We start from the raw sequence: 19,154 nt of genomic DNA on the forward strand, positions 1-19,154 counted from the left end.
CCTCAGCGCCGCGCCTGCGGCCGCGCGCCGCCCTGCGCCTTGATTGCACGCAAGACTTTTTCCGGCGTGATCGGCAATTCATCCATCCGTACACCGACCGCATTGAAGATGGCGTTGGCGACCGCAGGGAGTACCGGATTGGCGCACATTTCGCCGGGGCCTTTGGCGCCGAACGGGCCATCGGCCGCGGGGCGTTCCAGCACCGCGATATCGTGCGGGCAGATGTCGCCGGGGCCGGGCATCAGATATTCGACGAAGTCGCGCGGGCCATGCGCCGGGTCGGGATAATAAGGCTCGGGCGTTTCAAACAGGGCGTGGCTGACGCCCATCCACGCGCCGCCGACGAGTTGCTGCTCGACGAGGCGCGGATTGAGCGCGCGACCCAGTTCATAGGCGCTGTCCATGCGCATCATCGCGACCTCGCCGGTCTCGTCGTCGACCTCGACCTCGGCGACGAGACATGCGTGCGCGTAGCAGGTGGCGGGGGACATCTCGCCGGTCTCGGGATTGACCTCGGACAGCGGCACCAGAAAGATACCGCGTCCCGATATCGTCTTGCCCTGCTTGAACTGCGCGGCGATCGCGACTTCCTTGGTGGAGATCGAGCGGTGCGGCGCGCCCTTGACGTGGATGTTGCCGCGCCCGTCGGTATCGAGATCGGCAGCGTTCACCTCCAGTTCCTCGGCGGCAGCCTCCATCATGACGCCGCGCGCCTCCTTGGCCGCCGCCATGACGGCGTTGCCGACGCGATGGGTGCCGCGCGAGGCGAACGAGCCCATACAGTGCGGGCCGGTGTCTGAGTCTGCGGTGTCGACGTAGACGTCTTCGACCGGCACGCCGAGCGTCTCGGCGCAGATCTGCCGCGTCACTGATTTCATGCCCTGGCCGAGGTCGATCGACGACAGCGCTACCGTGAACTTGCCGCTGGGGTTGGAATGAACGAGCGCCTGGCTGGGATCACCGCCAAGGTTCATGCCGATGGGATAATTGATCGACGCGATGCCGCGTCCGCGATGCTTTGCCATGGTCAGCGCCTCCTGGTGCCGAAGACGGAAGAAAAGCGGGCGGCGCCATGCGACGGCGCTGCAGCCGGAGGCCTTGGGGTAGGTGCAGGCGGTGTCGGCGTTGGAGGTGGCGACGCAGGCGGCAGGCGATCGTAAGTCGTTCGTTGCTGCGAAGCCGCGACGCGTTGCGGAGCGGGCTCGCGTGGCGTCGGCGATATCGCGGCCCGGTTGCCGCCGCCGTCCTGGCGCGACGACATCCGCTTGACCTCTTCGCGAAGCGGCCATTTTGCCTTTTCGGCGGCGACCTGGACGCATTCGATCAGCGCGGTGTTTTTCGCCTCGCGCCGATGCGCCTTCATGTCGCCGTCGCGATAGGCGTTGAGGATTCGGAATTCCATCGGGTCGATGCCGACGAGATGGGCGAGCTTGTCCATCTGGCATTCGAGCGCAAAGTCCATCGCGGTGACGCCGAAGCCGCGCATCGCGGTCGCCGGTGTGCGGTTGGTGAATACGCAGTAGATGTCGCCATAGACGTTCGGGATCGTATAGGGGCCCGGCAGGTGCGCCGCGCATTTGACGACGGCGTAGCTGGAGAGCCGCGTATAGGCGCCGCTGTCGAAATAAGCGCGGATCTTGCGCGCGACGATGCGTCCGTCGCGCATCACGCCGTCCTTGACGTAGATCCGTTCGGCGCCACGCGGCGAACCGAATTGCATCTCTTCTTCACGGCCGAGCTGATAGCGCACCGGACGTCCGGTCAGCATCGCGCCGAGAATGGCGAGCGGCTCGGTGAGCGTGTCGACCTTGCCACCAAAACCGCCGCCAACGGTCCCGCCGATGAAGTGGAAGGTGTTGGAGGGCACGTCGAGGATTTTGGCGCAGGTATCGAGCGAGAAGAACAAGGCCTGCGTCGAGGTGTAGACGACATAGCGGCCGTTGGTATCGGGCGCTGCGATCGAACCGTTGGTCTCGGTCGGCGCGTGCTCGATCGGCGCCATCTGATAACGCTGTTCGAGGACATGGTCTGCCTCGGCAAAACCGCGTTCGACATCGCCGAAGCGCAGTTTCTGGTGATCGTAGACGTCGTGATAGATGAACGTGTTCTTGGGATAGGTTTCGTTGACGACAGGTGCGCCGGGTTTCAGCGCCTCCTCGACGTCGAACACCGCGGGCAGTGGTTCATAATCGACCCGCACTTTCGCGAGCGCCTCATAGGCCTCCCGCGGGCTGTCGGCGACGATGGCGACGATCGGCTCGCCCTTGTAGCGAACCTTGTCGACGGCGAGCGACGGCTCGTCGTCCTTACCAAAATTGATCAGACTGAGGAGCGTGTTCAGATTGACCGGCACGTCGGCGCCGCGAATGATGCGCCGCACGCCGGGTGCGCGTTCCGCCTCCGTCGTGTCGATGCGGCGCAGGCGGGCATGGGCGTGCGGGCTGCGCAATACCTTGAGGTGGAGCATGCCCTGCAGCTTGTGGTCGTCGAAATAGGTCGAGGTGCCCGTAACATGGCCGAGCATGTCCTGGCGCTGCGTGCCCTTTCCGATCTCTTTCAGATTATCGTCGCGCTCGTCGGCGAAGATGTCCTTGCGCAATTCCAGCATGGTCGTTCCCTTCAAGCGCGCGCGCGTCCGCCCGTGGCGGCGGCGAGGACGGCGTTGATGATCGGCTCGTAGCCGGTGCAGCGGCAGATGTTGCCCGAGATCGCTTCGACGACCTCGGCGCGGGTCGGCGAGGGGTTGCGATCAAGCAGCGCCTTTGCCGCCATCAGCATGCCCGGCGTGCAGTAGCCGCATTGGGCCGCGAACTGCTCCATGAAGGCGCGCTGCAGCGGATGCAGGTTGGGCCCGTCCTTTATCCCGTCGAGGGTCTCGATCGCGCGGCCGTTCACGGTTTCCGCCAGCGTCAGGCAGGAGAGATGGAGTTCGCCGTCGATCAGCACGCTGCAGGCGCCGCAGCCGCCCTGGCCGCAGCCGAACTTTGGCGTCATGTCGCCGATCAATTCGCGCAGCGCGACCAGGAGATTGACGCCACCGTCGACGAACACGGCGACGTCGCGGCCGTTGTGACGAAACTGGAGCGGGGTCTTGGTCATGAATGCTACTCCAGGCCGGACAGCAGACGGCGTAGATGAACGCCGACGATCTCGCGGCGATACCAGGCGCTGCCAAGGGCATTGTCGGTGGGCGATACGCCCTCCGTTGCGGCCGCGGCCGCAGCGCTGATCGCAGCGTCGTCGAGCGAACGTCCCTCTAGCGCGCGCTCGGCGGCCCTTGCGCGAATCTGCGTCGCGGCCATCGAGCCGAGTGCGATACGGGCTCCTGATATACGGCCGCCACTCCCAGGCAGGTGCGCCGCCAGTGTGATCACCGAACCGCCCTTCGGCTTGATCCGGGCGATCTTGCGATAACGGAAGGCGTCGGCGCTCGCCGGTCTCTGACAGGAGACAGCCAGCACCAGTGCGCCGCTCTGGCGTTCGCGGGATTGCAGGAACTCTTCAATCGGCATGTCGCGGGCGCCAAGGCCGCCCTGGACGGAGACGGTCGCGTCGAGCGCCAGCAGCGCGACGGTGAAATCGCCATAGGGGCTCGGCGCGAACAAATTGCCGCCGACCGTCCCCATGTTGCGTACCGCTGGTCCGCCGATCGAGCGGGCGGGTGCGTGCAGAAAGGCAAGATCGCGTTCGGCCAGAATTCTGGCGAAGGTGACGCCAGCCCCGAGCGTGACGCGTGCGGTCGCCACGTCGATACGCATCAGCGCCTGATCGGTCGCACGCACGACGGTCGAGATCGAGATGTCGCACTCGTTGAGCGCGCGCATGACAAGCGTGCCGCCGCCGAGATAGCGCGCGCTGCGGTCCGACGATAATGCCGACGCCGCCTCGCCAAAGCTTGCGAATGTCTTCACCGTGACGGGCATGGTTTTGCCTCCGCGTTCATGCGGTCTCCTTCAGGTGCCGGCGAATGGAATCGAAGCCGGCTTGATAGATCTGTTCAGCGACCATCTGTGTCAGCTGCGCGGCATCCGCGGGCCGCGTGTTGAAGCGGGATTCCCAATGCCAGAAGGTGCGGTCGCCGTCGGTGACCGGCAGCAGGCGAACATGGGCCACGTAATTGAACATCGGGATCGGCGTATCGAGCAGGCAATAGCTGAAAGTCTGTTCGAGGTCCGACAGCGCCAGCAATTGCTCGCGCAGTTCGGAACCGTCCTGCAGCTTGAAGCGTCTGACACAGCCGATCTTGTCGGAGGCCTGCGCACGTTCGATGGTGCTGGTCGCCACCGCGGGGTGCCAGCGGTCGTGGCCGTTGAAATCGCGCAGCACGTTCCAGACCGCGCCGGTCGGCGCGTCGAGGATCGTGCTTTTGACGATATGCGGCACGCTAACCTCCGAAGGCGCGCTTGAGGGCGTCGAATCCGCCCTGGAACACGCCGGTCCCGATATTGCTCACGAGCTCGTTCTCGCGCTCGGGCGCGCAGTCGAACTCGGCGGTCCATTCGAGAAAAGTCTGGTCGCCGTCCGTCACCGGCGTGAGCCGTAAGGTCGCTACGTAGTTCTCCACGCCCATCGGCGATTCCAGGATCGAGTAGGTGCAGAACATCTCGTAGTCGGAGAGTCCGAGCAGCTTTTCGCGAATGCGGTCGCCGTTGCGCAGGCGAAAATCGCGCACACATCCGATCTTGTCCGCGGGCTCGCCGCCCTCGATGCGGCTCTCGGCGATGGCGGGATGCCAGTTCGGCAGGCCGTTGAAGTCGCGCACGCGCGCCCAGACGCGGTCGTTGCGGGCGTTGACGACGGTGGAGACGTAGACCCGGGCCATGGTGTGCTCTTACCCTTTCTTGCGCGGTCCGCGTTCGGGCGCCGGTTCGTCGGGAGTAGCAGGGGGCGCGTCGGGCTTGGCTGGACCGCCCTTGCGCGCGGATTCCTTGATGCCCTGCATGTCGCGTGCTTCGCGCATGAGGCCGGGCATCTTGGCGAGGCTGCCGCCCTCGACGCCGATATCGGCCAGGAGCGAGTCGATCAGCGGGGCCTGCATCCGGTAACGCAACGCCGAGTCGATAACCTCGTCGGTGGCGCTGCGACCGCCGCCCCCACCGCCGGTCCCGCCATGGAGGCCGTCGACACTGAGAATCCGAATCCCCTCGATCTTCTCCATCGGCTTGACGCTCTCGCGCACAATGCCCTCGATGCGGTCGAGCAGCTTGCGGCGGAACAGCGAGTAGCGCGACTCGTCGGTGAGCACGTTCTCGGCTTCGTTGAGCAGCCGCTGTGCCTCGGCCTCGACGGCGGCGCGGACGCGCTCGGCACCGGCCGCGATCTTGGTCTCCTCGGCTCGCTTCTCCGCCAGCAGCACCTCGATGGTCTTCTGGCGCTTGGCGATTTCGCTGTCGCGGGCGGTGACGACGCGTTCCGCCGCTTGGGTCGCCCCCACGCGCGCATCCTCGGCCGCCACCTTGGCGGCCGATTCCTCGAGAGACTTCTGATAGAGGGCGATCGCCTTGTCCATCAGCGCCGTCTCGACGTCCTTTTCGCGATTGACTTCCAGCTTGCGCAGATCGCGCTCGCGGCCGACGCGCGCTTCGTCGAGGCCGCGATCGGAGGCGATCCGGGCCCGCTCGACTTCCTCGCGGGAGGCGATCTCGGCTTCCTGCAGCGCCTGGACGCGAGCGACTTCGAGCTGCTCGATCGCGCGGCGGCGGGCGAGCCGTACGGTCTCCAGCGCCTGCTCGCGGGAGACATCTGACGTCTCGACATCCTTGCGGGCGTTGATCTCCGCCTGCTTGACCTGGCGATCGGCGTCGATCCGTTCGGACCGCTTGGCGGCGAGCGCGATCACGCGCTCCTCGTCGGCGATCTCGACCGCCTTCTTCTGGTCGATATTGAGCACTTCGCGGGTCTTGGACGAGGCGATGCGCTCGGCCTCTAACGCCAGGTCGACCTCGACACGCCGCCGTTCTATCGCATCGCGCCGCTTGAGTTCGGCGGCCTCGATCGATTCGGTGCGGTCGATCTCGAGCCCCCGGGTTTCCTTCTCCGCCCGGATACGCTGGGCAGCGATCACCTTTTCCTGGGAAATGCGCGCGGCCTCGATGGCTTCGCGCGAGGCGATATCGGCTTCCTCGATCGCGCGGTTGCGCGCGATTTCGAGCGAGCGAACGCGCTCTTCCTGGGCAATACGTGAGGCTTCCGTTGCCTCGCGTGCGGCGATGCCAGCGACTTCGAGCGCCTGGTTACGCTCGATTTCCAGCTTGCGCGTGGCGTGCTCGGCACCGATCCGCTCGGCCGAAAGCGTCCGCTCGCGGGCGATCCGTGCGGCTTCCACCGCCTTTTGCGCCTCGATTTCAGCCTCCTGAATGGCGCGAACCTGCGCAATCTCCAGCGAGCGGGTGCGCTCGTCGGAGGCGATGCGTTCGACGTTGACGATCATGGTCTGGGCGATGCGGGCCTTTTCGGTCGCCTCGCGCGCCGCGATTTCGGCTTCCTCGACGCTGCGGGTGCGTTCGATCTCGCGCCTGCGGGTTTCTTCCTCGTTGGCGATCCGTGCGTCGGTGATGGCGCGATCCTGTTGAATGCGCGCCTTCTCGACCGACTCGCGGGCCGTGATCTCGGCTTCCTCGATCGTCCGGGTGCGCTCGATGTCGCGCTGCCGCACTTCGCGCTCCGAGGCGATGCGGGCAGTGTCGACCGCGCGCTGGTTGGCGATCTTGGCTTTCTCGATCTCCTCGCGTGCCAGCAACTCCTTTTCCTCGACCGCGCGGGTGCGCTCGATCTCGCGGTGACGGGTCTCGCGTTCGGAGGAGATGCGGGCTTCGGCGATCGCCTGTTCGTTGGCGATGCGGGCCTTCTCGATGGTCTCGCGCGCGGAAATCTGCGCTTGTTCCGCCTCGGTCTCGCGCAACGCGCGTTCGCGCGCAACTTCCGTGCGCTGCAGCGCCCGGCGCATCTCGATGTCGCGCTCCTGTTCGAGGCGGGCGGTCTCGCTCTCTCGTTCGATGTCCAAGGCTTGACGCTCGGCATCGAGGTTGCGGGTGCGGATCTTGATCATCGAATCCTGTTCGATGTCGTTGCGCAGCTTGCGCTTGGCCTCGATATCTTCCATCAGGCGGGTCAGGCCTTCGGCATCGAACCGGTTCGACGGGTTGAAATATTCCAGGTCGGTCTGATCGAGATCAGTGATGGCGACCGACTCCAGTTCAAGCCCGTTCTGGGCCAGCGCTTCGGCGGCGGCGGCCTTGAGCCGCGTGACGTATTCGCCGCGCTGCTCGTGCATCTGTTCCATGGTCATTTCGGCGGCCACCGAACGGATCGCGGACACGAACTTGCCGGAGAGCAGGGTGTGCAATTGCTCGGGTTCGAGCGTGCGCCGGCCGAGCGTGGCCGCGGCAATCGCGACCGCCTCGCGGGTCGCCTGCACGCGGACGTAAAAATCGGCCTCGATGTCGATGCGCATGCGGTCGCGGGTGATCACCGCGTCGTGCTTGGCCCGCACGATGCCCATCGGCAGCACGTTCATGTTGACCGGCGTATAGTCGTGAATGAACGGCAGCACGAAGGCGCCGCCATTGATTACCACGCGCTCGCCGAGCAGACCGGTTCGCACAAAGGATACTTCCTTCGACGAACGGTGGTAGAGCCAGTTCACGATGTAGACGACGATGGCGATCACGACGATCGCGACGATCAGCCAGAGAATCAATTCGCCAACCAGTGTCCCCGACATCTTTTCCTCCCTTTGCTCCCGGCGCTATCGCGTGCCGATCGCCTTGAATTTACGAACCTGTTCCGTCAGCGCCCTCTCCACCGGCAGCCGCTCCATCGAGGAGGCGCCGTAGAAGCCGTGGCACTTGCGCGTGTGTTTCATGATGAAATCGGCATCTTCAGGCTCGGCGATCGGGCCGCCATGGGCCAGCACCAGAATGTCCGAATTGACGCTCAGCGCCGCCGCGGCCCAGGTGTCGATCTGTTCCGGGCAGTCTTCGAGTTTTAGTGCGGTGTGCGCCCCGATCGCGCCGCCGGTGGTGAGGCCGAGATGGCAGACGATGATGTCCGCGCCTGCGATGGCCATCGCCGCGGCTTCACTCTCGCTGAATACATAGGGTGTCGTCAGCATGTCCTTGTCACGCGCCCTGGCGATCATGTCGATCTCCAGCGCGTAGGACATTCCGGTCTCTTCGAGATTGGCGCGGAACACTCCATCGATCAGCCCGACCGTCGGAAAGTTCTGCACACCGGCAAAGCCGAGCGCCTTCAACTGGTCCAGAAAAAGGTCCATGTCGCGGAACGGGTCGGTGCCGTTGACGCCAGCCAACACCGGCGTCCTTGTGACGACCGGGAGCACTTCGCCGGCCATTTCCACAACGATCGCGTTGGCATCGCCATAAGGCATCATTCCGGCAAGCGAGCCGCGGCCGGCCATGCGATAGCGGCCGGAATTATAGATCACGATCAGGTCGACGCCCCCGGCTTCCTCGCATTTGGCGGATAATCCAGTGCCGGCGCCACCGCCGACGATCGGCTCGCCTTTGGCGGCCATGGCGCGAAACTTCTTCAGGATGGCTGAACGTTCGAACTTCGCCATGGTCACCTCGCGACTTTCCGACGGGTCCCCGGGCGTCCGACCAGGGGGCGGAGCGCGTTGACAATGGCGGATGCAAATTCGGGTTCGTTGATGTGACGCTTGACGCGGACAAGCTGGCGATTGCTGGTCTGGCGCACGCTGCGTTCCAGCGCGGTAAACAGCGCCGCGTCGGCCTCCGGATCCCAGAATGGCTGGCCCGGGGCGTCGAGTGCGGAGACGCCGCCTTCCGGCAGGAAGAAGCGCACCGGCCCATCCATCCGGTTGAGCTTTTCGCCGATCCAGCGGCCAATGCGCTCGTTCTCCTCCGGCGTGGTGCGCATCAAGGTCACCTGCGGATTGTGAGCGTGGAATTTGCGCTGGCGGTAGCGCTCGGGGATGGTGTCCGGCGCGCCGAAATTGACCATGTCGAGCGCGCCGGCGGAGCCGATGAAGGGCAGGCGGCTGCGGATGATCGCGCCAAAGCGGTCGTCGGTGGCGGGAAACACGCCGCCCATCAGGAGATCGCAGACTTCCGTCGTCGTGAGATCGATGACAGCGGCGAGCATTCCGGAATCGACCAGCTTTTCCATCGAACGGCCGCCGACGCCGGTGGCGTGGAAGACGAGACATTCGAAATCGTTGCGCAGGTCGGCTGCGATCTTCTGTACGGCCGGCGTCGTCACGCCGAACATGGTGATGCCGACGGCCGGCAGGTCGGCCGGCGCGTTGCGTTCGGTTTTGGCTTGATTTTCGAGACGCGCCTTCACCATGCCGGCGATGGCGTTGGCGCCGTTGGCGAGCACGGCGCGCGAGATCGAATTGAGGCCCTGCACGTCGGTGACCGAATACATCATGGTGATATCGGCTGGGCCGACATAGGGGCCGACATCGCCTGATGCGACCGACGAGATGATGAGTTTTGGCACACCGACGGGGAGGGCGCGCATGGCGGGCGCGACCAGCGAGGCGCCGCCCGAGCCGCCCGCCGAAATAATGCCCGCGACATTGCCCTGGCGGCGCAGCCAGTTGGCGAAGGCGTCCGCCATCGCCGTTACCGACGCGCCGCGATCGGCGCCGAACACGCTCGATCCGCCGCGGCCGTGGTTCAGCGCGATTTCCTGGGCGGAGACGTCGCAGGTGGAAAGCTTGCCGCTGGTTGATACGTCGACCAGCCGCGTCCGCAAGCCCTGTCCGGCGATCACATCGCGAATGAAGCGCAGTTCCTCGCCCTTGGTATCGAGCGTGCCCGCGACAAGGACGACGGGTGGCCCCGACGCGCTTTGTACGGCCGCGCCGGGCTGGCGCTTTTGCCGGGCAGCGTCTTCGATACGCGTAACGCCGGTGGACAACGTGCGCGCGGCGGCCTCGATGCGGGCAATCGGGGCGGGCTGCGACCAGCGCGTCGGCAGCGTGGGATTCGAGATGTAGATCCGGACCGGTGCCGTACTCGCGGCGCGCGGCGGGGTGGGACGGGCCTCGACCCCGCCTGCATCGGCGGCGTCAATATCCGTCTCCGGCCCGGCGTGGACGCCAACGACGCCAACACCGAGCAGGCGTTGTTGCAGCTCCCGGTCGGCGGAAAGCCGCGCGGAGTCGATGATCCGGTTGATCCGGCCATTGACCATGATCGCGACGTTCTTCGAGATTGCGGTGGCCACGCCGATGTTTTGCTCGATCACGAGCACCGACATCTCGCCGTCTTCGCCGAGGCGCACCAGCATTTCCTCGACTTGGGCGACGATGACGGGCGCCAGCCCTTCGGTCGGCTCGTCCATGATCAGCAATTGCGGGTTGGTCAGCAGCGCGCGCGAGATCGCCAGCATCTGCTGCTCGCCGCCCGAGAGCTGGCCGCCGCCATGGTCCTTGCGCTCGGCGAGGCGGGGAAACGTCTCGTAGATGCGATCGATGGTCCAGGCGCCACGGCGCATGCCGGCGGCGAGGCTCAAATGCTCGGCGACACTGAGCGAGCGCCACAGTCGGCGTCCTTGCGGGACATAACCGACGCCTGCCTTCGCGATCCGCGCCGGGCTGAGGCGGGTGATGTCCTCCCCGCGAACGCGAACCGAACCGCCGCTCGCCCGCAGCAGGCCCATGATGGTCTTGCACAGCGTGGTCTTGCCCATGCCATTGCGGCCGACCACCGAGAACACGCCGGAATCCAGCGTCAGGTCGACGCCCTGCAAGGCGTGCGAATGGCCGTAATAGACATCGAGGCCCCGGACTTCGAGGGCAGGTGCGGAACGGCGCATCTCACTCATGGCCCGCCCCCAGATACAATTCCTGGACCTCGGGGTCGGCTTCGATCTCGTGCGGCAGGCCTTCCTTGAAGATGCGGCCGTTGTGCATCATCGTGACGCTTTCGACGACGCGAAGCGCGACATCCATGTCGTGCTCGATGATGATGTAACCGATATGGGCGGGCAGCGACGTGAGGATTTCGATCAGTTCGCGCCGCTCGGTGGGCGATAGTCCCGCGGCCGGCTCGTCGAACAGGATGAAGCGCGGCGCGCCGGCGAGTGCCAGCGCGATCTCGAGCTGCCGCTGCTGGCCATGGGCGAGTTCTGCGACCAACCGTTCCCTGACCGGTGACAGATGCACCGCCTGGATCAGCGCTTCGGCTGCATGCATCAAGGCGTCGTTCGCGCTCGGGCGCAGTGGGGAAAATCGCCCGCGCGATACGCCGCGGCAGGCGAGGTAGACGTTGTCCCGCACCGTGAGGCCGGGGAACAGCGCTGATATCTGGTAGGTGCGGCGCAGGCCGCGCCGGATGCGTTCGTAAGGCGGGAAGTGGGTGATGTCCTCGCCGAAGAAGCGGATGGTGCCGGAGGACGGTGGAAAGTCGCCGGTCACGCAATTGAACAGCGTGGTCTTGCCGGCGCCGTTGGAGCCGAGCACGGCGCGGCGTTCTCCCGGGCGAACGGTGATGGTGACGTCGGTCAAGGCCGCCAGCGCGCCGAACAGCCGGGTCACGCCGCGCAGCTCCAGCGCGGCGCCGGAACCGACCGCTGAAAAGCGTGGCGCGGCGCTATCCATGACCGTGGCCTCCGCCTGGGCGTTTGTCGGTAGCGGTCACGCGGCGGCGCCATCGCTCCCAGAGTCCGATCACACCATCCGATGACCAGAACACGATGGCGAGGAAGCCGAGGCCGATCAGCAACCGGAAGCGGTTGCCGTCGAGCCCGAACTTGACCAGCAGATCGAGCGCGAAGGTGCGCAGGATGACGAAGATGAAGGCGCCGATGTAGGGGCCGACGGGGCGGGTGATGCCGCCGACCACGGCGATGATCAGGATGTCGATGCAGGCGTTGACGCTGACCGAGCCGGGCGAGATCTGCCGGTAGTTCCAGACCTGCAGCACGCCGCCGAGCGCGGCGATAAAGGACGCAAAGGCGTAGGCCGCCACGCGGTGCGCGTTGACATTGAAGCCGAGCGCCGCCATACGGCGGGGATTGTCGCGCACGCCTTGGAGCGCGAGGCCGAACGGCGCGCGCGAGACATATTGCACGGCGAAATAGCTGAACGCCGCGACGCCCAGCGTGACGTAGTAATAGGGGACGTCGGAGCGCCAGTCGACGCCCCAGAATTTCGGTGTGGCGATGGTGTTGATGCCGGTGTGGCCGCCGAAGATCGCCCAGTTCTGGTTGGTGAAATAATAGAAGGCCGCACCGATCGCGAGCGTGATCATGATGGTGTAGATGCCCTCGGTGCGCACCGCGAGCGTGCCGCCGAGCGTGCCGAAGATGGTCGCGAGCACCAGCGCCATCGGCGTGGCGAGCCACCACGGCCAGCCGAGGCTGATATTGGTATTGGCGCTCATGCCGAACACTGCGACCATGTAGGCAGCGAAGCCGGCGATGGTGAGCTGCATCAGGCTGACCATGCCGCCATAGCCGGCGAGGAACATCAGGCTGAGCGCAATGGTGCCGAGGATCAGCGTCGTGGCAAAGATCTCGATCAGGAAGAAGCCGCTGGCGATGAACGGCATGATCAGGAGGATCACCGCCACCAGCCAGACGACGGGCTGGTTGAATTCCGGCCACGCCAGCAATGTCGCGCGCGCCCCTGCCGGCTGACTGATCTGAGGAGGTGCGCCCTGGACCAACGACATGTCAGCGCCTCGCCAACAGGCCCTGCGGCCGCAGTGCCAGCACCAGCACCATGATGAGGAAGGTCACCACGATCGCGTAGGTCGGGATGTAGACGGAGCCGAGCTGCTCGGCGAGGCCGATGATGACGGCGCCCAGCGCAGCGCCGGGGATCGATCCCATGCCGCCGACAATGACAACGACGAGGGAAGCCAGCAGAAAGCGGGTATCCTCGCCGGGCGAAAGCGACTGAAAAGTTCCGCCGACCACGCCGGCAATGCCGGCAAGCCCGGCGCCGAGCGCGAACACGACCACGAAGACGAGCTGGATCGGCACGCCGGTCGCGGCGAGCATGTCGCGGTCATCGACGCCGGCGCGCACCATCATGCCGACGCGGGTTCGATTGAGCGCCAGCCACATCGCGATACCGATCACCACCGCAGCGGCGAAGATCACCAGTCGCACCATCGGATAGCGCAGATAGACCGCTTCGCCCGATGATTTGACCGCGGTGACCAGCGGCAACTCGATCGGGCCGACCAGCCAGCCCGGAGTCTGGATCTGATAGAAATCGCCGCCGAATACCCACAGCATCAGATCCGCAAACACGATCGAGAGCCCGATCGTGACCATGGTCTGGCGCAGATCCTGCCCCTCCATGCGGCGGAAGACGACGATTTGCAGGACTACCCCGAGCAGCGCGACGCCGAGAAATGCGACGATGAAGCCGAGCACCCAGGAGCCGGTCCAGGTGCTGATGGCGTAACCGATATAGCCGCCGAACAGATAGAGCGAGCCATGCGCCAGGTTGACGTTGCGCATCAGGCCGAAAATCAGGGTGAAGCCGCTGGCTACCAGGAAGTAGAGGCTGCCGAGCGTGATGCCGTTGAAGACGGCGTTGAGAAACACCCGCTTTCGGCCGATCGCCTCTTCGAGGCCGGGTGGCCACACGGCGAGGATCAGCCACAGCATCACCGCGACCGCGATCAGCAGGATCAGCGCCCATGCCGGATGGCGTTCGATGAATCGTGTCACGATCGCAGCCCGGCCGTCGCCATGCCGTCCTCCCAGACGCCGCGGCCTTTTCGGCTCGCGTTTTCCGGCATCCTAACGGCCTCGCGAGCCCTGCACTTGATTGTCAGTATCTTTTCGCAGCCTATCCGCTCAGGGCCGCAAGACTTTGGCGGCGCGGCGGTATTCGGTCGGCGCCATTCCGACATTGGCGGCGAAGAACCGCGTGAAACCGCTCTGGGAGGAGAAGCCGAGATCGAAGCCGATATCGGAGATCGGCACTTCGGTCGCAACCAGCGCGTCCAGCGCCTGTTCCATGATGAGTGTATTGAGATAGAGGTTCGGGGTAACGCCGGTCTGGGTGCGGAACAGCCGGTAGAAATGCGGACGCGACAGCCCGGACGCCCGCGCGATCGAATCCAGTTCGATTTCCGCGCCCGGGCTTTCGGACATCAGCTTGATGGATTTGCGGACGCGAAAGTCGGTGACGGCGGCTGTGGTGCGCGCCTCCTGCACCGGCTCGGGTATCTGCCAGCTCTCGTCATAGCAACTGTCGATCAACTGCCTGAGTTCGCTATCAAGACTGCTTAACGACGGCGCGCCGCAAACCAGCGCCGCGGATCGGCGAATATGCCTGTCGAGCGTGGCCGTGCGCTTGAAAAAGGTGCGCCCGAACCGCAGGCTGTGGGCGCGGGCCGCATCCGGGGCGAACCATTCGGGGTTGACGTAGAGGACGAAGAAGATCGCGCCGTTCTCTACATCGGTGGGAATAAAATTGTGTGGTTCCCAAGGGTTGACGGCAACAATGGAGTCTTCTGCGAGAAGCCATCGCTCATCGCAGACATCGATCCGGGCCGGCGTTCCACCGACATGAAAAACCAGATGCCCTTCGCGATGCGCATGCATGTTGAAGGGGCGGTTCAACTGATAGACCGTCGCGCGACCGAACCGGCCGTGGAAGACGGCCAGAGCCTTGCTCATGCCTTCCCTCCCGCGGGGATGTTCTCGTCTTTTTCAACCAGCGTTCAACATCCGCCGCGGGATTGCAAGGGAAGATCACGCCCGGTCCGGGCGCGAGCGGATCCCGGCGCAAGACCGGGACCCGTTCGCAAGTGCGAAGAGCTCAGTACTTCTTGCACTCAGGAACCGTTCGGCTCGGCAGCCCGATCTTGGCGAATACCGCCGGGTCGTAACCCAAGGTCTGGTTCACGTCGGGAATGACCTTCACGACCTTGCTGAACAACGCGCCCTTGCCGTCATCCACCACTTCGGTGACGAAGTTGGTGCCGATGGCCTGGCGGTTGGAGTCGAGCTTGATCTTGCCGTTGGGCGCGTCGAGCACGATCTTGGCCAGCGCTTCCTTGTACTTCGCCTGATTGTTGCTGAGGTCGCCGTTGACCTCACGCAGGGCGAGGATGAGCGCCATGGTCGAGCCGTAATAGTTGGTGGCGAGCAGCGAGGGGCTCGGGAACCGCTTGTTCGGCGGGAAGGCGTCCTGATAGGCTTTTACGAATTTCTGCCAGTTCGGATCCTCCCAGGTGTCGGCCTGGCCGCTCGCGGCAATCGTGCCGATCATCGCGTTCTTGGCGTTGCCCTTGGCGGACAGGATGGTCTGGTCGACCATGATTGAGCCGCCCATCAAATGCGCCTTGCCGCCGGCCTGCTGGTACTGGTTCAGGAAGTTGACGGCATCCGCACCGCCAAGGCCGAGATAGATGGCGTCGACGTCGTCGGGCAGCGCGGCGATCACGGAGGCGAAGTCCTTGGTGCCGAGCGGCACCCATTGACGGTTGGTGACTTGTCCGCCGGCGCCGCAGAACTCCAGCACCAGCCCGAACACCTGCGTATAGATGAACGAATAGTCTTCGCCGACGGTGGCGATCTTCTTATATTTCTTGGTCTCATAGGCGTATTTGCCCAGACCCACCTGCCACTGCGCGCCGTCCATGTTGTAGCGGAAGAAGTTCGGCGCCGGATCGACGTAGGTGGTTTCCTGGGCGCCGGAAGCGGCGTTGATGAAGGTCAGCTCGGGCCGCGTCTTGGCAAAGTTCTTCACCGCGATGCCTTCGTCGCCGGACAGCGGCGACAGCAGGATCTGCACCTTGTCCTGCTCGATCAGCTTGCGCACGGCGCGCACGGCTGAATCGGGCGTGGCATCGGTCGAGGCGATGATGAACTCGATTTCCTTATCGCCGACTTTCTTGCCGAGCACATTGAGCGCCGTCTGGTGGCCGCGTATCCCGTCCTCGCCGAGCACCGTGTAGGTGCCTTCGAGGGTTGCGGTGACGCCGACCTTGATCTTCTCCTGAGCCAAGGCGGCGCTGGAAAGCAACAGGGTGCTCAGCGCGATCAGTCCCGCACAGCTTTTAAACATCGAACCCCTCCCTTGTATCGCCAGTTTTTAGGTCGTCCCAAAATCGCCATGCGGCCGATGCCGGTTGTGAACCGTGCAGCGGGAATGCATTGCGACAGGGATCGCCACAGCGGAAGCTAACCGATGACGGGGGCCGCGCACGCAACTTCACCTGTTGCAACTTGACAGGTAGTCTCATTTTGCATGCTGCGCCGCGACGAGGTTCGCGGCGATTTAGGATGGTTGATTCAAGAATGTGGAACGTGCGGACGAAGCAATAAGTCCCTGATTTCACTCGCGGGTGCTGCAGGACTTGAACTTCGACCGGAGCGTCGGTTGAGATGCTGGTTGAAACCTCGCAAGCGGAATCGCGGAGACACCTTCATGGCCGATCTGCAGACGACGAGACTCCAATCTATCCGGACCGCCCGTGGTGCGAACCGCGCGATCTTGTTTCTGGCAGTCTTCCTGACCTGGTGCGTTGGCACCATGGCCGCGGCGGGGGCTGATCTCTATCGCACGAAGGTCACCGTCACGGGCCAGGGGGAGGCGAATCGGATGGTTGGCTTTGCCGCGGGTCTGGAGGACGTCCTCATCAAGGCATCCGGGGCGCAGAAACTCAGTGGTGACCGGCGATTGGCGGCATACAAGTCGAAGGCAAAGGATTTCGTCAGGGCATTCAGCTATCGCGACCAGTTTTTTGGCAAGCCTATACGTGACGAGCAGGGCACCCGCGATCGGCCCTTCGACCTCACCGTGGAGTTTGAGGAAGGCAAGATCGACGACATTCTCAAGGCGCTCAGCCTCAAGCCCTGGCTGTCACATCGCCCGTCCCTTGCCGTCTTTGTCGAGATGGATCAAGGCGCAAAGAATTATATCGTGACGACGGATGGGACCCAGTCCGACTTGCAGCGTGACGCGCTGCTCGCCGCAGCCGACAAGCGTGGTATGGACATTGTGCTGCCCGGCACAGCGGCGTTGGCGAAATCGAACATCACCGGCGCGGAGCTCAGGACGCCGTCTTTCCCGGCGTTGGCCCCGGTTGCGACGGAACTGGATGGCGAAGTTGTTTTGGTCGGGCGATTGGTCTGGGATGACCGGGATCTCGGCTGGGCCACGCAGTGGCAGATGGACTGGCGCGGCCAGACGCACCGTTGGCAAATCCTCGGCCTCACGTTCGATGAAACCTTTCGACGCGGCATCGGCGGCGCCGCCCAGATCCTGTCAGGCAATGGCGATCCGGCCACCCGATCGTCGTCGGCCGGCGGAAACAAGCTGCATTGATTCCCGTTGATGCTCTGCTATCCCGCGAGAAAGCCGCCATCGACCGCGACCACCGTTCCGGTCGCATATTGCGACGCCGGCATGCAGAGGAACGCAACCGCGCCGGCGACGTCTTCCGGCTGTCCCCATCGCTTGAAGGCGGTGCGGTCGGCGATGCGCTGGTAATGCGCGGCGTCGGATCGGCCGGCGGCGTTGATCGAGGTCTCGATATAGCCCGGCGCCACCGCGTTGACGCGGATGCCTTCCTCGGCCCAGGCCATCGCGAGCGCCTTGGTCAGCATCACGACGCCGCCCTTGCTGGCGCAATAGGCGGGAATCCGCGGCAGCGCCAGCGTTGCGTTCATCGAGGCGATGTTGACGATCGAACCCTTGGCCTTGGCCAGCAGTGGGCGGAACGCCATGCAGGTCCGGAACGTGCCGGTGAGATTGACGTCGAGCACCTTCATGAAAGTCGCGATCTCATATTCCTTGTCGCGCGCGAGAATGCCGGCGCAATTGACCAGCGCGTCGACGCGGTCGTGCCGCTGCGCAAGGGCTGCGACCGCGGAGTCGTCGGTGACGTCGAGCGTCGTCAGTTCGAGCCCCGCCTGTGGCGTGAGCGGCGTCCGGGCAAGGTCGGCTTCGTTGACGGCGGTGGCGGTGACGGTCGCGCCGAGTTCACAGAACAAGCGGCTGATGGCCGCGCCGATATCGCCGGCGCCGCCGATCACGACGGCATGAAAGCCCTGTGCCAGCGAGAAGGTGGAGGTCATCGCGATCGTCCGTGTCGTTTCGGGGGCGGGGCCGTCGATTCGCGAACGACGAGCGAATAGTCGATCTCGTGGTGCATGATGGTCTGCTCGCCGGCCAGCCGCCGGACCAGATATTCGCCGGCGCGCTGCCAGGTCTCACCGGTGGGGACGTGAATAGTGGTCAGGCTCGGCCGCAAATGCCGGCTCCAGTCGAGATCGTCGAAGCCGACGACGGAGAGGTCGCGCGGCACCGCGAAGCCGCTGCGCTCGGCTTCCAGCAGCACGCCGTAGGCGATGACGTCGTTGCCGCAGACCACCGCCGTCGGGCGGTCATCGAGGCTGAGCAGATAACGCGCCGCCTCGCGTGCGTCGTCGAGCGTGTAGGGCACCTCGACATGCCATTTGTCCGGTAGTTCGATGCCGCCTTCGGCCAGCGCCCGGCGGAAGCCGGCGACGCGGGCGCTGGCGCGATCGTTGTTGCGCTGGAGGGCGGAGACGACCCCGATCCTGACATGTCCGAGTTCAACGACATGCGCGGCGGCGCGGTAGGCCGCAGCCTCATTGTCGGTGCCGACGCAGGGGTAGGGACGATCGGGCCGATAGATGCCGACATTGATGAAGGGCACCGCGTTGTCGGCGAGCATCTTGCGCAAGGCGTCGTGATGGCAATCGCCGCGCAGCACCAGCCCGTCGACGCCGCGACCGATCAAATTGCGCGCCTGCTCCAGCTCGGCGTCGAGGTCGTAACCGCTGGTGGTCAGGAACAGCATGTAGCCGACCGAAGAGAGATATTTCTGCAGCGAGGCGATGCCGCGCGCGAACATCGTGTTGTCGATGGTCGGCACGATTGCGCCCAGCGTGCGCGAGCGGCGCGACGACAGGATGCGGGCCGGCGCATGCGGGATGTAGCCGACGGCTTCGATCGCTTGCGAGATGCGCGCGCGCAAGGAAGGGCTCACCGCTTCGGGGTTGTTGATCGCGCGCGAGACCGACGCCGTCGATACGCCGGCCCGCGCGGCGACGGCGCGGATGCCTTGTTTCAATGTGGCGGCAGACGGGCTCATGGATTTATCGGGTGTAACGTTACATAAATGGTCAGATGGATCGTCAATGCACGTTCAGCAATTCTG

17 protein-coding genes are annotated in these 19,154 nt (G+C 64.8%); 1 reads left to right on the forward strand and 16 read right to left on the reverse strand.

Translation table 11 applies throughout. From position 1 onward, the window contains the following. Window positions 1-2: 2 nt before the first annotated feature. The 14 genes from ACPPVP_RS09765 to ACPPVP_RS09830 form a co-directional block, all read right to left on the reverse strand. A complete protein-coding gene (locus ACPPVP_RS09765) occupies window positions 3-1,025 on the reverse strand; it encodes a xanthine dehydrogenase family protein molybdopterin-binding subunit (protein WP_426533552.1) in 1,023 nt (340 codons plus the stop codon). 2 nt (window positions 1,026-1,027) lie between these two features. After that, complete coding sequence (locus ACPPVP_RS09770; protein WP_426533554.1) at window positions 1,028-2,608, reverse strand: xanthine dehydrogenase family protein molybdopterin-binding subunit; 1,581 nt, start codon at window positions 2,606-2,608, stop codon at window positions 1,028-1,030. Window positions 2,609-2,619: 11 nt separating this feature from the next. Next, window positions 2,620-3,099: a (2Fe-2S)-binding protein gene (locus ACPPVP_RS09775; RefSeq protein ID WP_426533556.1), complete on the reverse strand. Its 480-nt coding sequence runs from the start codon at window positions 3,097-3,099 to the stop codon at window positions 2,620-2,622. A 5-nt stretch (window positions 3,100-3,104) separates the two neighbouring features. Then, window positions 3,105-3,923 carry an FAD binding domain-containing protein gene (locus ACPPVP_RS09780; RefSeq protein ID WP_426533558.1) on the reverse strand — a complete coding sequence of 273 codons (819 nt, stop codon included), beginning with the start codon at window positions 3,921-3,923 and terminating at the stop codon, window positions 3,105-3,107. Between the two features lie 16 nt (window positions 3,924-3,939). Continuing rightward, window positions 3,940-4,383, reverse strand: coding sequence for an SRPBCC family protein (locus tag ACPPVP_RS09785; RefSeq protein WP_426533560.1), 444 nt, complete (start codon window positions 4,381-4,383; stop codon window positions 3,940-3,942). Between the two features lies 1 nt (window position 4,384). Beyond that, window positions 4,385-4,822 carry an SRPBCC family protein gene (locus tag ACPPVP_RS09790; RefSeq protein ID WP_426533562.1) on the reverse strand — a complete coding sequence of 146 codons (438 nt, stop codon included), beginning with the start codon at window positions 4,820-4,822 and terminating at the stop codon, window positions 4,385-4,387. Between the two features lie 9 nt (window positions 4,823-4,831). Continuing rightward, on the reverse strand, window positions 4,832-7,723 hold the full coding sequence (locus ACPPVP_RS09795; RefSeq protein WP_426533564.1) for a flotillin domain-containing protein: 2,892 nt from the start codon (window positions 7,721-7,723) through the stop codon (window positions 4,832-4,834). A gap of 24 nt (window positions 7,724-7,747) precedes the next feature. Then, on the reverse strand, window positions 7,748-8,581 hold the full coding sequence (locus ACPPVP_RS09800) for a phosphoenolpyruvate hydrolase family protein (protein ID WP_426533566.1): 834 nt from the start codon (window positions 8,579-8,581) through the stop codon (window positions 7,748-7,750). 2 nt (window positions 8,582-8,583) lie between these two features. Further along, complete coding sequence (locus ACPPVP_RS09805) at window positions 8,584-10,818, reverse strand: ABC transporter permease (protein ID WP_426533568.1); 2,235 nt, start codon at window positions 10,816-10,818, stop codon at window positions 8,584-8,586. Continuing rightward, complete coding sequence (locus tag ACPPVP_RS09810) at window positions 10,811-11,593, reverse strand: ABC transporter ATP-binding protein (protein ID WP_426533570.1); 783 nt, start codon at window positions 11,591-11,593, stop codon at window positions 10,811-10,813. The genes ACPPVP_RS09805 and ACPPVP_RS09810 overlap by 8 nt, the downstream gene beginning before the upstream one ends. Beyond that, window positions 11,586-12,668 carry a branched-chain amino acid ABC transporter permease gene (locus tag ACPPVP_RS09815; RefSeq protein ID WP_426533572.1) on the reverse strand — a complete coding sequence of 361 codons (1,083 nt, stop codon included), beginning with the start codon at window positions 12,666-12,668 and terminating at the stop codon, window positions 11,586-11,588. The genes ACPPVP_RS09810 and ACPPVP_RS09815 overlap by 8 nt, the downstream gene beginning before the upstream one ends. Before the next feature lies 1 nt (window position 12,669). Continuing rightward, window positions 12,670-13,680: a branched-chain amino acid ABC transporter permease gene (locus ACPPVP_RS09820; protein ID WP_426533574.1), complete on the reverse strand. Its 1,011-nt coding sequence runs from the start codon at window positions 13,678-13,680 to the stop codon at window positions 12,670-12,672. Window positions 13,681-13,809: 129 nt separating this feature from the next. Beyond that, window positions 13,810-14,637: an AraC family transcriptional regulator gene (locus ACPPVP_RS09825; protein ID WP_426533576.1), complete on the reverse strand. Its 828-nt coding sequence runs from the start codon at window positions 14,635-14,637 to the stop codon at window positions 13,810-13,812. A gap of 142 nt (window positions 14,638-14,779) precedes the next feature. Then, a complete protein-coding gene (locus tag ACPPVP_RS09830; RefSeq protein WP_426533578.1) occupies window positions 14,780-16,030 on the reverse strand; it encodes an ABC transporter substrate-binding protein in 1,251 nt (416 codons plus the stop codon). A gap of 363 nt (window positions 16,031-16,393) precedes the next feature. On the opposite strand from ACPPVP_RS09830, the gene ACPPVP_RS09835 reads away from it, so the two are divergent. Continuing rightward, a complete protein-coding gene (locus ACPPVP_RS09835) occupies window positions 16,394-17,293 on the forward strand; it encodes a DUF2066 domain-containing protein (RefSeq protein WP_426533580.1) in 900 nt (299 codons plus the stop codon). Between the two features lie 17 nt (window positions 17,294-17,310). On the opposite strand, the gene ACPPVP_RS09840 is transcribed toward ACPPVP_RS09835, so the two are convergent. Beyond that, window positions 17,311-18,045: an SDR family NAD(P)-dependent oxidoreductase gene (locus tag ACPPVP_RS09840; protein ID WP_426533582.1), complete on the reverse strand. Its 735-nt coding sequence runs from the start codon at window positions 18,043-18,045 to the stop codon at window positions 17,311-17,313. Continuing rightward, on the reverse strand, window positions 18,042-19,088 hold the full coding sequence (locus ACPPVP_RS09845) for a LacI family DNA-binding transcriptional regulator (protein ID WP_426533584.1): 1,047 nt from the start codon (window positions 19,086-19,088) through the stop codon (window positions 18,042-18,044). Before ACPPVP_RS09845 ends, ACPPVP_RS09840 begins: the two co-directional genes overlap by 4 nt. Window positions 19,089-19,154: the final 66 nt, after the last annotated feature.

This window comes from Bradyrhizobium sp. McL0615, assembly GCF_049993905.1.
In the GTDB taxonomy this organism is placed as follows: Bacteria; Pseudomonadota; Alphaproteobacteria; order Rhizobiales; family Xanthobacteraceae; genus Bradyrhizobium.

What these genes read in the sequence shown, in the direction of transcription:
- ACPPVP_RS09830 (WP_426533578.1), bottom strand. Translation starts at nt 16,030, where the DNA reads ATGTTTAAAAGCTGTGCGGGACTGATCGCGCTGAGCACCCTGTTGCTT.
- ACPPVP_RS09810 (WP_426533570.1), bottom strand. Translation starts at nt 11,593, where the DNA reads ATGGATAGCGCCGCGCCACGCTTTTCAGCGGTCGGTTCCGGCGCCGCG.
- ACPPVP_RS09770 (WP_426533554.1), bottom strand. Translation starts at nt 2,608, where the DNA reads ATGCTGGAATTGCGCAAGGACATCTTCGCCGACGAGCGCGACGATAAT.
- ACPPVP_RS09825 (WP_426533576.1), bottom strand. Translation starts at nt 14,637, where the DNA reads ATGAGCAAGGCTCTGGCCGTCTTCCACGGCCGGTTCGGTCGCGCGACG.
- ACPPVP_RS09775 (WP_426533556.1), bottom strand. Translation starts at nt 3,099, where the DNA reads ATGACCAAGACCCCGCTCCAGTTTCGTCACAACGGCCGCGACGTCGCC.
- ACPPVP_RS09845 (WP_426533584.1), bottom strand. Translation starts at nt 19,088, where the DNA reads ATGAGCCCGTCTGCCGCCACATTGAAACAAGGCATCCGCGCCGTCGCC.
- ACPPVP_RS09815 (WP_426533572.1), bottom strand. Translation starts at nt 12,668, where the DNA reads ATGTCGTTGGTCCAGGGCGCACCTCCTCAGATCAGTCAGCCGGCAGGG.
- ACPPVP_RS09800 (WP_426533566.1), bottom strand. Translation starts at nt 8,581, where the DNA reads ATGGCGAAGTTCGAACGTTCAGCCATCCTGAAGAAGTTTCGCGCCATG.
- ACPPVP_RS09780 (WP_426533558.1), bottom strand. Translation starts at nt 3,923, where the DNA reads ATGCCCGTCACGGTGAAGACATTCGCAAGCTTTGGCGAGGCGGCGTCG.
- ACPPVP_RS09840 (WP_426533582.1), bottom strand. Translation starts at nt 18,045, where the DNA reads ATGACCTCCACCTTCTCGCTGGCACAGGGCTTTCATGCCGTCGTGATC.
- ACPPVP_RS09790 (WP_426533562.1), bottom strand. Translation starts at nt 4,822, where the DNA reads ATGGCCCGGGTCTACGTCTCCACCGTCGTCAACGCCCGCAACGACCGC.
- ACPPVP_RS09805 (WP_426533568.1), bottom strand. Translation starts at nt 10,818, where the DNA reads ATGAGTGAGATGCGCCGTTCCGCACCTGCCCTCGAAGTCCGGGGCCTC.
- ACPPVP_RS09835 (WP_426533580.1), top strand. Translation starts at nt 16,394, where the DNA reads ATGGCCGATCTGCAGACGACGAGACTCCAATCTATCCGGACCGCCCGT.
- ACPPVP_RS09795 (WP_426533564.1), bottom strand. Translation starts at nt 7,723, where the DNA reads ATGTCGGGGACACTGGTTGGCGAATTGATTCTCTGGCTGATCGTCGCG.
- ACPPVP_RS09765 (WP_426533552.1), bottom strand. Translation starts at nt 1,025, where the DNA reads ATGGCAAAGCATCGCGGACGCGGCATCGCGTCGATCAATTATCCCATC.